This window comes from Shewanella sp. SM23 (assembly GCF_025654295.1).
GTDB classification, from domain to species: domain Bacteria; phylum Pseudomonadota; class Gammaproteobacteria; order Enterobacterales; family Shewanellaceae; genus Shewanella; species Shewanella oncorhynchi.
Genome location: NZ_JAKKRM010000015.1, coordinates 102,424 through 117,354 on the forward strand (window position 1 = coordinate 102,424; position 14,931 = coordinate 117,354).

Sequence of the window (14,931 nt, forward strand, 5' to 3'; positions counted from 1 at the left end):
CAGGATTGAGTATGCGTCCAACAAGACCTTTTAGACCTCTTATTCTCGCCATTGCGATGGCGCTTCCCTTACTATCATCTCCCAGTCTGCTTGCCGATGAATCGCCAATTTTCAGCCAGATGGCCACCGCACAACCTGTGTGGGCTAAGCATGGCATGGTCGCAAGCCAAGAAACTCTCGCCAGTCGCACCGGCGTTGAGATCCTAAAGCAAGGCGGTAATGCGGTTGACGCCGCCGTGGCTGTCGCCTTCAGTTTGGCAGTCACCTTACCCCGTGCTGGCAATATCGGTGGCGGCGGTTTTATGCTGGTGCATATTGCCAAAGAAAACAAAACCATCGCTATCGATTACCGTGAAATGGCTCCTTCTAAAGCCAAGAAAAACATTTTCCTCGACGAAAATGGTGATGCAGTTGAAAAACTAAGCCGCGAACACGGTCTTGCCGTGGGTGTGCCAGGTACTGTGATGGGCATGAGCTTAGCCCTTGAAAAATATGGCACTATGACTCTCGCCCAAGTTACGGCACCCGCGATTAAAATGGCGCAGGAAGGCATTAACATCACCCCAGATCTTGCCCAATCCCTTGCAGGCCTCAAACGCCGCATGGCCCAATGGCCAACCACGGCCGCTATCTTCTACAAAGCTGACGGCAGTGACTATCAAGTGGATGATATTCTTAAACAACCTGAACTTGCCCATTCGTTAAGTCTTATCGCTGAAAAAGGCACCAAAGGATTCTACGAAGGTGAAACCGCCACTAAGCTCATCAATGCGGTGAAAGACGCTGGCGGCATTATGACCTTAGACGACCTTAAAAATTATAAGGTTGTGGAACGTGAACCCGTGCGCGGCGAATACCGTGGCTATGAGGTTGTGTCTATGCCACCGCCATCATCGGGCGGCGTGCACATCATCGAAATGCTCAACGTATTGCAGCAATTCCCAATAGACAAACTCGGCCACAATACCGCCCAGACGATTCATCTGATGGCAGAAACCATGAAGTACGCCTATAGCGATCGCAGCGAATACTTAGGCGATCCCGACTTTTATAAGGTGCCCGTCAGAGCCTTAACCAGTAAGGACTACGCCCAAAAAATCGCCAGCCAAATTGCGATGAATAAGGCAACACCGAGTGCTGAAATCAAGCCCGGCAAGCTCGCGCCCTATGAGAGCGATCAAACCACTCACTTCTCGGTAGTCGATAAATGGGGTAATGCAGTTTCAAATACTTACACCTTAAACTTCAGCTACGGCTCAGGTTTAGTGGCGAAGGGAACAGGGATTCTGCTCAATAACGAGATGGATGATTTCTCTGCCAAACCCGGCGTGCCAAACGGCTACGGTTTAGTGGGCGGTGATGCCAATGCGGTCGAAGGCAATAAGCGCCCACTCAGTTCAATGAGCCCAACAATAGTAATGAAGGATGGCAAACCCTTCCTCGTCACTGGCAGTCCAGGTGGTTCGCGCATTATCACCACCACACTGCAGATCATCATGAATGTGATCGACCATGGATTAAACATCGCCGAAGCCAGTAATGCGGCGCGGGTTCATCATCAATGGCAACCCGATGAATTGCGAGTCGAGTCCAGCTTTAATCGCGATACCATTTCCCTACTCGAAGCCAAAGGACACAAGGTAAAAGTTCAATCCGCTATGGGCAGTACACAATCAATCATGGTGACCGAACAAGGAATTTTTGGTGCGTCTGATCCGCGCCACTCAGGTAGCGAAGCTATCGGCTACTAGCATCCCCATGATGCCAATGTTAGTGAAAGAGATGAGTGTAAAGAGATGAGTGAGATAAAGAAGTGAATGAGATAAAAGGATTTATGACCTATTCGAACTAGGTCATAAACCCTGAGTAAAGCTTGTCCTTCCGCTCAGTGAATGCAAACTCTCGCTTAAAAAAGCCCTGCTATACATCACTGTATAAGCAGGGCTTTTATTGCGAGGAAAAGTTATTGTGCTGATTTTCATTGTTTTTTTACTTTAGTGACGCTGCAACTGAATCATGAAATATCATACTAAACGCAACTCACTTCAAGACAAAACATGTAGGTGAATTGTACTGGGTGGCCAGTTATTTCTATCGTTGGGACACTTGCGTTGGCTGGTATCCACTCATATAGGCTTGCCATGGCATTCACTCTCCGACTCGCAGCCAGTCCGTCCGTGGATGCTCGACCGCCCCGTCCATGGGGCGGACGGTCGTCTCGCAAATCACCATGGCGCACCTTTTTGGCATTAGCGTAATCTGTAGATTTAAAAGCCTTACGCAGCACGCTTTTGGACATTTCCAAGTTAGACTTTAGCTCGAATTAGTGAATTCGAATTAAAATTTCTATGGGTAACGCCGCAATAAGCGGACTAAAATGGTGGGTTATAATGTGTAGCGAAGCGAAACCTAACCAACTATTTTAGTTAGATTTAATTACCTTGCTAGGCAATTTATACTGAAATATCTGGAAGATTATCTGCTGAGTAATCAATACATTTACCTCGATACTCTATGATGTCAAACATTATGCGATAGAAAAAATATAAACAACGTTTATATCTTAACAACGCCACTTCAAATTCAGACTTGTTAAGATCAACATCCGAAGCATGAGCAGATTTGTTTCGCATATCAGACCAATCTTTGACTAAGGTATCGGCTAGTCCTATCTCTTCACAAATTTCAAACATAACTCTCTTAGGAGACTTAGTTTTAAAATTACCCAGTGAGTTTTGAAGTTTATTCTTCACTTCTTGATTAATTTCTAGCTTCTTTAATGATGATTTAGCTTCTGAAATAGCTTCTAATTCAGCAGATGTAACAGGGAATCTATCTTCATAATATGCTCTTATTATCCCTTCTATTGCAACACCGCAAGATAGTGTGCTTGCTTCAAGAACACTATTTGAAACATTAAATAATTTATACCAAAATCCATATAAGGTATCTATTTCACCTGTAATGTATTTTTACAATACGACTGTAAAAAACTATCAAAGTCACATTTCCTTGCGGGATGATATATATGTATTGGGCTTTCTAGCGTTCCATCTCTGATATATATATCAGACTTAATTTCAGTTTCTTTTTTTCCATTTTTATCCCTCACTACATATAGTACAGGCAACCTTTTCCCAAGAAGAATGCCTAAAGACTGAATAATGGAGGTTTCAAAACATTTTTGGCGAGAAACATCGCAGGAACTAACAGAGATATACAATACTTTATCTTCATTAACCACATTTACACTGACACCATCAAGTTCGATATTAGTTTCACATAGTCTGCTACCACCATTTCCACATGGTCTCATTACAGAATACGGTATTCTGTAATCGCCTAAACAAGCTATCGAAAAACTGGCATCTTCTTTTTCCTTTGCTGGCTTTTCAAGCCTAAGAGAGTCTAAATAAGAACTTATAACACCAGTATTGTGACTTACATTAATATCAACACTTAAATATATTTTCTCTGAATACCATTTATTCCCGTGAATATCTGTAGCTTCAAGATCAAAGAAATGCTCTTCTGGAATAATTGAACCGGCAGATAATGAGTCACGGAATGCTAGCCTGGCTTGTATTGATTGCTCCTGCCGTCCATCATATAAAAGCCTAAAGTTTAATATACCTTCACTGTTTTGTTTAATAAACCCAGTTCCAGTAAAAATCATTGAGCACTCTGCGTTACATTGGATTAGCGTCATTGAAATACAATTTATATCCAGAACTTTATTTTCTATTTCATTGTAGATATTCACGAATGCTATCCTTTTTTGCCTAACGTCTTAGTATTTATGCGCAGCGCTGTTTGCAGGGCATAAATTGCTTACTAAATCTCAAATATGGCCGCTGCCACATCCATGTCAATTGGTATAAATGATGCTATAGGAATTTGCTTTTTTGCGGAAGCGGTTTTTTATACAGTTTGATGGGTAATCACTTGATATCGTTTTAGCTTTCTCATTTTTCGCACTTATTTTTTGCTGATGAATTGCTATCTAACGACTCTAAACTCCAAGGAATACACCTCCCCTCGGAGTTGCCGCAGGGCGAATAGAGCTCTTGATTTAATAAAGAGTGCGTGAGTTCAGTCATGGATGACCGACTAGCTTTCGCAGGTGCAGGGACGCATCCTTCGGAAGCAATAGCAAATTTGGCAATGAGCACAAGGGGCTCTCAACACCGTTGGGGGCGTCATGGAGCATCCAAGGAGGATAGGACGAGCAGTCCTCCTTGCTCGACTCTTAATTAAACATCAGGGGGTGAAACCCCACGACTTTGATTGTGATTAAAGAATTCAAACGAAGTTTGTAATGGTAGAGATCACTATTTCACCGCCGATAGCTCGATAAATGCTGCGGTATACATTTTTAATGTTCAGCATTAATTGCTTATGGGTGATGAACTTTTTTTCAATATGGCCTGTGTATCTCACGCCCAGCATGGCGGTGCCAAAACTTAAAACATTGGGGAATAATTTACTGTTCGTTGAGCCGCCAATTGCAATGGGTTTAGGGTCAACTAAGCCAAGAAAACGTGCCTGAGACGCGGTAATATCCTCGCCCAGTTTGCCATCATTTTTTGCTTAAAAGCCTGAAACAAAACATTTGTTACAAACTAAACACAAAATCGATGGAACCCCTAGTCCGATACATGTTAAACAGTCATATTAAGCTTAATTTAATGGTTTTAGCCGCACGTAGACTTCAATTTTTTCCTGAAATCCAAGGCCATCATCATGCAAACATCCATAACAATATTGACCTAACGGGGAACAAATAATGAAGGGACTAACCCTCAAACCGCAAGCCCTCATGCCACGCACTGCTAAGCTCACGCTAAGTGCTATCGCTTTAGCCTTAACTTTGGGCGCTTGTAGCACACAACAACCCGATGCCAGTGTTCAAACAAGTGCGGCGCCAAATGCAGTGTCAGCGCAAATTATCAGCCAGAATGCGACTAATCCATTCTTTAAACCCTATGATACTTTTATGGAAATTCCGGCCTTCGATAAAATCAAGCCTGAGCATTTCCTCCCCGCATTTAAAGCGGGAATCGCCCAACAACACGAACAAATTCAAGCAATTGTTGATAATAAAGCCAAACCCACCTTCGCCAATACGATTGAAGCCATGGAGTTTTCTGGCGATCTAGTGACGCGCGTTTCTAACGTCTTCTTTAACCTGACGGGCGCGGATACGAATGAAGCATTGCAAGCACTCTCGAAAGAAGTGTCGCCTATGTTATCGTCCGCCGAAGACGATATTTTGCTTAATGACAAACTGTTTCAAAAAGTTAAAGCCGTCCACGACGCAAAAGACAACCTGAAGCTCAGCACAGCCCAAGCCAAATTGCTGGAAGATACCTATAAATCTTTCACCCGTGGCGGCGCGAACTTAAGCGAGCCAGATAAAACCAAACTGCGCGCGCTGAACGAAGAAATTGGCAAACTCAATTTAACCTTCGGTGACAATCTATTAGCCGAAACCAATGCCTTCGAATTAGTGGTTGATAGTAAAGCCGATCTCGCGGGTTTACCCGCAGATGTGATTGCCACTGCCTTTGAAACCGCCAAAAAACGTGGCCATGAAGGCAAGTGGGTATTTACCACGTCTCGCCCTTCTATTACGCCTTTTTTGACCTATGCCGATAATCGCAAGTTACGTGAAAAACTCTACAAAGGCTATATCGAGCGCGGTAACAACAATAACGCCAACGATAACAAGATTATCCTCGCTAAGATTGCTGCCCTGCGTGCTGAACGTGCTCAACTGATGGGCTATAAAACCCATGCGGATTTCGTGTTAGAAGAACGCACAGCTAAAACACCAGAAAACGTCTACGGTTTACTCAATAAAGTATGGCCAGCGGCATTGGCCCAAGCCAAAAACGAAGTGGCTGATATGCAAGCCATGATTGACGCTCAAGGTGGCAATTTTAAGCTGCAAGCGTGGGACTGGGATTACTACGCCGACAAAATTCGTGTCGCTAAGTACAGCTTTAACGAGCAACAAACTCGCCCGTATTTCTCCCTCGACAGTACATTAAAAGGCGTGTTCTACACGGCTAACCGTTTGTACGGTTTGACCTTTAAAGAACGTACCGACTTACCCAAATACAATGCAGAAGTTCGTACTTGGGAAGTTTACGATAAAGACGGCAAACTGATGGCCATCTTTATGGGTGACTATTTCACCCGTGACAGCAAACGTGGCGGCGCTTGGATGAACTCCTTCCGCAAGCAATACAATATGAATGGCGTTGATTCTAAACCTATTATTGTCAACGTATTAAACTACCCTCGACCAGCGGGTAATGAGCCAGCGTTGCTGACTTTCGATGAAGCCAGCACACTATTCCACGAATTTGGCCACGCACTACACGGCATGTTATCGAACGTCGAATATCGCTCACAGGGCGGCACCGCCGTACCTCGCGATTACGTTGAGTTCCCATCGCAAGTGAATGAAAACTGGATGACTCAGCCAGAAGTGTTAGCCCAATTTGCCAAGCACTACAAAACCGGCGAAGTGATCCCGCAGGAGCTAGTACAGAAAATCCAAGCGGCCAGCAAGTTCAACCAAGGTTTTTCTACCGTTGAATACATGGCGGCCACTAAACTCGATTTAGATTGGCACACACTAACCGATACAACGCCAAAGGATGCGGCCAAGTTTGAGGCGGACTCGTTAGCAGCAATGAGACTGATTGAGGAAATTAGCCCACGCTATCGCAGCACTTACTTCTCGCATATTTTCGCAGGCGGTTATTCAGCAGGCTACTACAGCTACCTCTGGTCGGATATTTTAGGTGCGGATGCTTTCGAAGCCTTTAAAGAAAACGGCATTTTCGACAAGGCCACTGCGGACTCCTTCCGTAACAATATCCTTTCGAAAGGCGGCAGCGATGATCCTATGCTGATGTATAAAAACTTCCGCGGTAAAGAGGCCGGTATCGAGCCGCTACTGCGTAGCCGCGGATTACTGGCCGAGTAACATAACATCATCCCTCTAAATTGAAGTTTTAAATATCATAAACAGGGAGCGAATACTCCCTGTTTTTATTTTACTGATACTAAATAGGGAAATAGCGAGAAAGGTCAAGATGACAGAGTGCAGCTTGACAGGTAACATCTTGGGAAAAAGATGTTACGGAACTTACGCCTAAACTTCTTAAATGCGGATTAGTAATAATGGTACGTTCCCGCTTCACATGTTAACCCACTATTATTCGCCACTTAGGCGGCATTAAATTTTCAATAGAGTTATATGATGAATATTGAGATGGTAGAAAAAGCAGATCATCTTAGTCTGCTCGATATTTGGGAAGCATCGGTGAGAGCAACCCACGACTTTTTAGCAGAAGAAGATCTACAGGAATTAAAGCCGTTGATCCTCGAACAATATTTTGACGCCGTTCACTTAAAGTGCGCTAAAAATGACAATGGAGAAATCCTCGGATTCTGCGGGGTACATGATGGCAATATTGAAATGCTGTTCATCTCACCTGACGCGCGCGGAAAAGGGATTGGTTCCATGCTAGCGACACATGCCATTAATGAACTGGGAGCCACAAAGGTTGATGTTAATGAGCAGAATGAGCAAGCATTAGGTTTTTACCAGCATATTGGTTTTTCAGTAACAGGTCGCTCACCCGTTGATGGACAGGGTAAACCTTATCCGCTGTTGCATATGGCGTTATATTCCATTGAGGGATTGTAGATGTATCCTGATTCAATCGATGAGAATAGGGTTGGAGAGTATCCGGCGGAAACAAAATCAGGCGGCGGTTATTTCTATGATCAAGTCTTAGAATATCGTGTTTGGTGCCGCCCTTGGCAAGGTGCTCCAGATGAATTTGATGGTGAAATCTACTATTACGCATTTCATACTTATAATGAGGCTCTTGAATTTTCGAATGAAACTGACGGGTCTGAAGCGCCTTTAGTACTTGTTAAACAGCTTGAATGGATTGATGAACCAGAAGCAGGAAAATTCATTCATAAAACAGGTGAACGCCTAACAGAATGGAGGGTTGAGTGGCTATTAGAGAGTCAACGTAAGGAGGACACTATTGCTAACTTTATAAGCGACAATCAAACATAACAATTTAATCAATAAAAAATAGTTTAAGACTGTCTTTCGACAACATTTCAACAAACTATTTTGGAACTGTGATTAGCGCGTTATCGGTAGATTTCCTTATCCTCTAAACCTCCTGTCTTGAAACAAAAAATGGTTAATAAATCCGCCCCAACATCAATAAATAAAGGCTTGTTAGGTTTCCCTAACAAGCCTTTATCTTATTACAATTAATCGACTAAACCGCGGCGCTTTAACAGTGCCTCTGTTGTCGGTTTTTTACCAGTAAAGTGAATATAATCTTGCATGAGATCTTCACTGTTACCTTTAGATAAGACTTCCTTACGGAATTTGTCACCATTATCGGCTTTTAAGCCACCTTGCTCGCCCATATAGGCAAAGGCATCGGCGGCAAACACTTCGGTCCACAAATACGCATAATATCCAGCTGAATAACCGCCAGAGAAGGCATGGCTAAAGTAGCTCGATTTATAACGCGGGGGAATTGGCGCAAAATCGAGGCCGTGTTTAGCTAATACTTGGTGCTCAAACTTCTCTACATCGCTAATTTGAGTATCGGCGCTGATAGAGTGCCATTCCATATCTAACAAGGCCGCTGACAGGTACTCAACGGTATCAAAACCTTGGCCAAACTTATTTGCCGCTAAGATTTTATCGAGCAGCGCCTTAGGAATTGGCTCACCCGTTTTATAGTGTTTGGCATAGTTAGCAATCACAGCAGGATCGATATTCCAATCTTCGTTAACCTGTGATGGGAACTCAACAAAGTCACGTGCGGTTGATGTGCCAGCCACGCTTGGGTATTTCACCTGCGAGAATAAACCGTGTATCGCATGGCCAAATTCATGGAACAGAGTGGTCACTTCATCGAAGGTCATTAGCGTTGGGCCATCGGCTGGCTTAGGAATATTAAGCGCGTTATAGACAACGGGCTTAGTGCCGAGCAGACCGCTTTGGGTGACGAACTCATCCATCCACGCGCCGCCGCCTTTGCCTTCACGGGCATACGGGTCTAGATAGAATAAGCCAATAGAACTGTTATCTTTATCAAAGACTTCAAAGGCTAAAACATCGGAATGCCACACAGGTAAATCAGTACGCGGTTTTAAGCTGATGCCATACAATTTATGCATAGCGAAAAACAACCCGTCTTTCAGTACAGTATTAAACTCGAAATAAGGCTTGATGCTGCTTTCATCGAGGGAGTATTTCTCTTGACGCACTTTATCGGCGTAATAAGCCCAATCCCAAGGTTGAAGCTCGAAATCACCGCCCGCCTTTTTGATTTCAGCTTGAATATCAGCCGCTTCCACTTTGGCGCGAGCTAAAGCTTTTGGCGCTAAATCGTCGAGGATTTCATACACAGCGGCTGGGGTTTTCGCCATTTGATCAGCAACCGCATAGGATGCCCAAGTATCGAACCCCAGTAAATTGGCTTTTTTAGCCCTAATTTGCGCCATTTTAACAATCAATGGACCATTGGTTGCGACGGCTCTGTGCGCCGAGGTTTCCCACACTTTTTGGCGCAGTTCACGGTTGCTCAGGCTAGAAAGAACAGGTTGGCGTGTCGTGTTGACTAAAGTAATCAAATAGCCTTCTTTACCAGCAGCTTTAGCAGCCGCAGCTAAAGTAGCAATTTCGCTGTCGGATAAACCGGCTAACAGGGCTTTATCAGTCACAACAATCACATCATCTTTAAATAATTTTAAGCTGTTTTGTGAAAAGTCCGTCGCTAAGGTTGCAAGCTCAGCGTTAAAGTCTCGCATCTTAGCTTTATCTTCGGCCGACAATTTCGCGCCAGCGCGGACAAACTGCTCATAGTAGTATTCAACTAAACGCTGATCTTCCGCATTTAGGCTGCCCTTTTGCTGGTATACGGCTTCAACACGGGCAAATAAAGTCGGATCAAGATAAATATTATCTCGGTGGGCAGATAGCTTAGGTGCAAGATCCGCTTCGGTTTTCTGGAAATCATCATCAGAAATCAGACCTGCGAGATTAAAGAAGGTACGCGATACGCGCGTTAATAATTCACCTGAGGTTTCCATGGCGAGAATGGTATTGTCAAAACTAGCCGCTTGTTTGTTATTCACAATCGCCGCGATTTCTGCATCGTGAGCTTTAATGCCCTGCTCGAAGGCGGGAGCATAATCTGCGGACTGAATAAGATTAAATTGCGGCGCTTGATCTTGCAGTGGACTCTTGCTCAGCAGCACATTAGCTGCTTCAGCTTTGACGGCGGATTGAGTCGCAACGGCATTTTTGGCTTCATTGGTGCTTACATCAGGCTTGTCTGAACAAGCGCCAAGTAACAATGCCGCAGCTACGGCTGTGGTAATAACGGACTTACGCATATTAACTCCCTTGGATGTTGCTGCCCTTTCGATTGTATTTTTAAGGTGAAAGGTGCGCGCAAACGGATTTTGGCTTTCGGTTTACAACAGTCTGTTTTAACGAACTTGTGTAGCTTCGTACGTCAATTTCGATGAACTACCTTAACAAGTTACGCGCATTTCAGCCAAGTTTTACCCGCCCAGAGCGCCGCTAATTTGTATCACTTTATGTGTATTACCCGTCTAAATAAGCCTATGCCAACGCTACGCTAAACCTAACTCACCTCAATCAAGCCAAGAGACATGCGCGCATAAGTGATCAACATTGGCTAAAATTTGATGTAAAAGAATTATTTAAAACAATTCTACTGAAGTTTTACGTCAAATATCCCCGACATAGACAAGGGGCTGAGCAAATAAAATGCCATTCCAATAACAAATATTAATTCTTCTTAATAAACTGTTTACTGTAATTATTTAAACATTGCTGTAACAAATAAACAGGCTAAACGGCTCACTATTTAGGCAAGCAAACCTTGAATCACAATTTGAAACAGCTTTTATCCGATTAATGTCACATTCAGATCATCAAATGTCTTTATAATTCCCGCTCGTTAACTTAGCGGCAAATTAACCTAACAGTTAAATTACGCTGAATTAACGGGATGATGGGCATGTTCTTTTACGGAACATGCATTGGGGTCAAATAAATATAAATAGAGATAACTATGTTAAATAAGAAAATACTCGCAGTGATGATCACTGCCGCCCTTGGTGTAAGCGCCTGTAATTCTGATGACGACAAAGTCGTTCAAGCCGATTTACGGGTACTCGAAACCACAGATCTGCACACAAATATCATGGATTTCAACTACTACAGTGGCAAAAATGACCCAACTATCGGTCTAGCCCGTACTGCAAGCTTAATCCACGCTGCACGCAACGAAGCCAAAAACAGCGTACTCGTCGACAACGGCGATCTACTACAAGGCAGCCCAATGGGCGATTACATGGCTAAAGTTGGCCTGCAAATGGGTGATATTCATCCAGCCTATAAAGCCATGAACCTATTAGATTATGAAGTCGGTAATATCGGTAACCATGAATTTAACTATGGTTTAGATTTCTTAAATAAATCTATTAGTGGTGCAGATTTCCCTTATATCAACTCAAACGTTTATTGCGCCGACGATAATGGTTGCTGGAATGAGGTTAAAAAAGGTGAGCATTTATTCACCCCTTATATCATCAAACAAAAAAACATCATCGACAGTGAAGGTAATAATCAAACCATTAACATTGGTTATATTGGTTTTGTGCCACCGCAAATTCTATTGTGGGATAAACAAAATCTGACGGGTAAAGTGACGGTCGAAGATATTATTGAAACCGCGAAAAAATATGTCCCCGAAATGAAAGCCAAAGGGGCCGATATCATTATCGCCATTCCTCACTCTGGCATTGGTTCAACGGAAAATCCTGGCGATCCTATGGCTGAAAATGCCACTTACGCTTTGACTTATGTTGATGGTATCAATGCGATTCTATTCGGCCACAGCCACTCTATCTTCCCTGATGCTAAGTATGCCGACTTACCCAATACTGATGTCACTAAAGGCCTACTGAACGGCGTCCCCGCAGTGATGCCAGGTCGTTGGGGTGATAACTTAGGGGTTGTTGACTTTAAACTTGAACGTAGAGATGGCAAATGGCATGTCCTTAGTGCCAAAACGCAAGCTCGCCCCATATATAATGGTGCAACTAAGGAAGAGTTAGTTAGCCAAGATCCCGCAATTAAAGATGCAGTCGCAGCAGAACACCAAGGCACCCTCGCCTTTGTGGATGAACCTATCGGCGTTGCCGCAGCCGACATGTACAGCTTCCTTACCTTAGTGCAGGACGACCCTACGGTACAAATCGTTTCCGATGCGCAAATCGCTAACGTGAAAGCGAAATTACCTGCAGCATTAAAAGGTCTGCCAGTGCTATCAGCCTCTGCACCCTTTAAAGCGGGCGGTCGCCACGGTACAACCAGTGATGCCGATCAATTTGTGCAAGTTGATAAAGGCCCACTGACCTTTAAAAACGCCGCCGATCTGTACCTGTATCCCAATACTATGGTGGCAGTCAAAGCGACGGGCGCCGAATTGAAAGATTGGCTCGAGTGCTCAGCAAACCAGTTCAATCAAATCGACCCAGCAAAAACCACCCCACAAGGTTTAATCAACTGGGATGGTCATCCAACCTATAACTTCGACGTACTCGATGGCTTAACCTATAAAATTGATGTGACCCAACCGAGCAAGTTTGACCGCGATTGCGCCGTCGTTAATGCCAACGCAAACCGTATCGTTGATTTAAGCTATAAAGACGAAAACGGCAAAGTCATCACAGGTGAAGAATTTGCCGCGAAAGAGTTTATCGTTACCTCAAATAACTACCGCGCCTTCGGGGGTAAGTTTGCTGGTACGGGTAGCGACCATGTGGTACTTGAACTGCCCGATACTAACCGTGAAGCGCTAGCTGCTTATATCACAGCGCAATCTCAGTACAACGAAACCACAGGTAAGTACGAAGCTATGGTCAATCCAAGTGCCGATTACAACTGGGATTTCAAAACCATCACTACCAACGTCACATTAGACATTCGCTTCGAAACCCAAGACAGTGACAAAGCCGCTGCCTTTATCGAAGCCAATAAACAACGTGAAATGAAGAAGATAAGCAAAGATGAACTGGGTTTCGCCGTTTATAGCATCAACCTAACCAAATAAGCGTTCAATCCCGAAATATCATGCTCAAAAAGGCTCATCGTGAGCCTTTTTTATTCCCTACCGATTAAATTAACGCTAATCTGCGCGCTATAAACAGTGTGTCACCATTTAGTTCATCATGCTCCACACTAAAGGTTAAACCTGCTTTGTGTCGCCAAATATCTGCCTTATTATTTAGCGGCGTCCTCGCAACAACAGAGAAAGCTTATGAAATATCAATCAATCTTATGTGCCACTGCGTTAATGCTGGGCGCAGTGCAACCTGCAACGGCCGATGTTCATCTCAATCTGCCTAAAAATGCTGAAGTGCTAACGGTCAATGGCAAGCCAGCCGTAAAGAGTGGCGATCTCGTTTTAGCTGATGGGACCAATCAGATTGCCTTCCGTTATGCCGCGCAATATCGACAACAAGCTGACTCAGTACATTATCTCTCCGACGTGCTCATCGTCCGTTTTGATGCGTCAGCACAAACACTCACGCTGACACTTCCCGCCATCAACTCAGCCAGAGATGCAAAGAAATTTGATGAGTCACCTAAGCTGACACTATTAAATGCTCAAGATGAAGCCGTGGGTTTTACCAGCGATAAATTGATTAAGAATGGCATTCAACTGGGACGGGATTTCGAACACGAGATACTGCAGTACAACCTTAGTAATCATCCGGCTTCATTAAATCTCACTATGAATACCGCGACAACACAACCAAGCGACGCTATTACACCCGTATTGGCAAGCCAGCCACAAATACGCCAAACAGCAGTAGTCACATCCACGAACTTGATCGCGCCAGCAGTTATGTCGTCCTCAGCCGCAGCGGTCAATGACAAGGCTCAACAAACTACTCCTGCGACCACACCTAGCCAAGCTGAAATCAGTCAAATGCTGGATTACTGGTACAAACAAGCTAACGACAATACCAAAGCCAGCTTCAAAGCCAAAATCAACAAAGAGTGATGCATAGAGCACGCAAGCGTTGAAGAGGATATTTGTCCTCTAACCATCAACATTGCTTCAGCTATCTATTTCAGACCGCCAGCTTAGTGTCACTATGAGCTGGCGGCTCTATTACAGTTCATAAAATGAGAACTTAGTAAAACTTAAGCTCATTAAGAAAGCGTTTTCCCACTTCACGGCTTAATGTAATTTAAGCCTATTAACGTCCTAACCAATAAAGCCCTTTCAAAAATACTAAAACGTGCAAATTCCAGACGCAAAAAAGCCAGCTTATTTAGCTGGCTTGGTTACATCTCAATGAGATAATTAGGCGCTTGGCGATGACCTACTCTCACATGGGGAGACCCCACACTACCATCGGCGCGTTTGCGTTTCACTTCTGAGTTCGGGATGGGATCAGGTGGTTCCACAAGGCTATTGTCACCAAGCAAATTCTGTTTATTACCGTGTCCATCWCTGGMYCACGYTAATAATAATTYGRAAAGCTGATTTKCTTTGTTTGAGTTCAAACTTTATCAAGTATCTGTATTCTRTCTAAGKTCGCTTAGCAAAACCCATCTGGGTTGTATGGTTAAGCCTCTCGAGTCATTAGTACATGTTAGCTCAACGCCTCACAACGCTTACACACCATGCCTATCAACGTCCTAGTCTCGAACGGCTCTTTAGAGGAATTAAATTCCTAGGGATGACTCATCTTAGGGCTCGCTTCCCGCTTAGATGCTTTCAGCGGTTATCGATTCCGAACGTAGCTACCGGGCAA

General features: G+C 44.0%; 9 protein-coding genes, 2 rRNA genes and 1 pseudogene. 6 read left to right on the forward strand and 6 right to left on the reverse strand.

Going from position 1 to position 14,931, the window contains the following annotated elements:
• The first annotated feature begins 11 nt into the window (after positions 1 to 11).
• Entirely contained in the window at positions 12 to 1,751 is a 1,740-nt protein-coding gene (gene ggt / locus L5L98_RS17050; RefSeq protein ID WP_263142506.1) for a gamma-glutamyltransferase, read from the forward strand.
• 702 nt (positions 1,752 to 2,453) lie between these two features.
• Here ggt and L5L98_RS17055 read toward each other — a convergent pair.
• From L5L98_RS17055 to L5L98_RS17065, 3 genes and pseudogenes are all read right to left on the reverse strand, one after another.
• On the reverse strand, positions 2,454 to 2,753 hold the full coding sequence (locus L5L98_RS17055) for a hypothetical protein (protein ID WP_263142508.1): 300 nt from the start codon (positions 2,751 to 2,753) through the stop codon (positions 2,454 to 2,456).
• Between the two features lie 197 nt (positions 2,754 to 2,950).
• Positions 2,951 to 3,763, reverse strand: coding sequence for a hypothetical protein (locus L5L98_RS17060; RefSeq protein WP_263142510.1), 813 nt, complete (start codon positions 3,761 to 3,763; stop codon positions 2,951 to 2,953).
• Positions 3,764 to 4,331: 568 nt separating this feature from the next.
• Positions 4,332 to 4,545: pseudogene (locus L5L98_RS17065) on the reverse strand (hypothetical protein); the annotation flags it as partial.
• 241 nt (positions 4,546 to 4,786) lie between these two features.
• Here L5L98_RS17065 and L5L98_RS17070 point away from each other — a divergent pair.
• The 3 genes from L5L98_RS17070 (at position 4,787) to L5L98_RS17080 (ending at position 8,110) form a co-directional block, all read left to right on the forward strand.
• The gene (locus L5L98_RS17070; protein ID WP_263142512.1) at positions 4,787 to 7,000 is read left to right on the forward strand and encodes a M3 family metallopeptidase; all 2,214 of its coding nucleotides are present in this window, start codon (positions 4,787 to 4,789) and stop codon (positions 6,998 to 7,000) included.
• 276 nt (positions 7,001 to 7,276) lie between these two features.
• A complete protein-coding gene (locus L5L98_RS17075) occupies positions 7,277 to 7,726 on the forward strand; it encodes an acetyltransferase (RefSeq protein ID WP_263142521.1) in 450 nt (149 codons plus the stop codon).
• Entirely contained in the window at positions 7,727 to 8,110 is a 384-nt protein-coding gene (locus L5L98_RS17080; RefSeq protein WP_113940933.1) for a GCN5 family acetyltransferase, read from the forward strand.
• A gap of 206 nt (positions 8,111 to 8,316) precedes the next feature.
• Here L5L98_RS17080 and L5L98_RS17085 read toward each other — a convergent pair whose 3' ends face one another.
• Entirely contained in the window at positions 8,317 to 10,461 is a 2,145-nt protein-coding gene (locus L5L98_RS17085; protein ID WP_263142515.1) for a M3 family metallopeptidase, read from the reverse strand.
• 707 nt (positions 10,462 to 11,168) lie between these two features.
• Here L5L98_RS17085 and L5L98_RS17090 point away from each other — a divergent pair.
• Both L5L98_RS17090 and L5L98_RS17095 read left to right on the forward strand, forming a co-directional pair.
• Entirely contained in the window at positions 11,169 to 13,214 is a 2,046-nt protein-coding gene (locus L5L98_RS17090) for a bifunctional 2',3'-cyclic-nucleotide 2'-phosphodiesterase/3'-nucleotidase (RefSeq protein ID WP_263142517.1), read from the forward strand.
• A 207-nt stretch (positions 13,215 to 13,421) separates the two neighbouring features.
• Positions 13,422 to 14,171 carry a DUF2057 domain-containing protein gene (locus L5L98_RS17095; RefSeq protein ID WP_263142518.1) on the forward strand — a complete coding sequence of 250 codons (750 nt, stop codon included), beginning with the start codon at positions 13,422 to 13,424 and terminating at the stop codon, positions 14,169 to 14,171.
• A 312-nt stretch (positions 14,172 to 14,483) separates the two neighbouring features.
• On the opposite strand, the gene rrf is transcribed toward L5L98_RS17095, so the two are convergent.
• Together rrf and L5L98_RS17105 are read right to left on the reverse strand one after the other, a co-directional pair.
• Positions 14,484 to 14,599, reverse strand: a 5S ribosomal RNA gene (rrf, locus tag L5L98_RS17100).
• Between the two features lie 139 nt (positions 14,600 to 14,738).
• A 23S ribosomal RNA gene (locus L5L98_RS17105) occupies positions 14,739 to 14,931 on the reverse strand; the annotation flags it as partial.

Coding starts and splice junctions, on each gene's coding strand:
- L5L98_RS17085 (WP_263142515.1), bottom strand. CDS start 10,461: ATGCGTAAGTCCGTTATTACCACAGCCGTAGCTGCGGCATTGTTACTT.
- L5L98_RS17075 (WP_263142521.1), top strand. CDS start 7,277: ATGAATATTGAGATGGTAGAAAAAGCAGATCATCTTAGTCTGCTCGAT.
- ggt (WP_263142506.1), top strand. CDS start 12: ATGCGTCCAACAAGACCTTTTAGACCTCTTATTCTCGCCATTGCGATG.
- L5L98_RS17080 (WP_113940933.1), top strand. CDS start 7,727: ATGTATCCTGATTCAATCGATGAGAATAGGGTTGGAGAGTATCCGGCG.
- L5L98_RS17095 (WP_263142518.1), top strand. CDS start 13,422: ATGAAATATCAATCAATCTTATGTGCCACTGCGTTAATGCTGGGCGCA.
- L5L98_RS17090 (WP_263142517.1), top strand. CDS start 11,169: ATGTTAAATAAGAAAATACTCGCAGTGATGATCACTGCCGCCCTTGGT.
- L5L98_RS17070 (WP_263142512.1), top strand. CDS start 4,787: ATGAAGGGACTAACCCTCAAACCGCAAGCCCTCATGCCACGCACTGCT.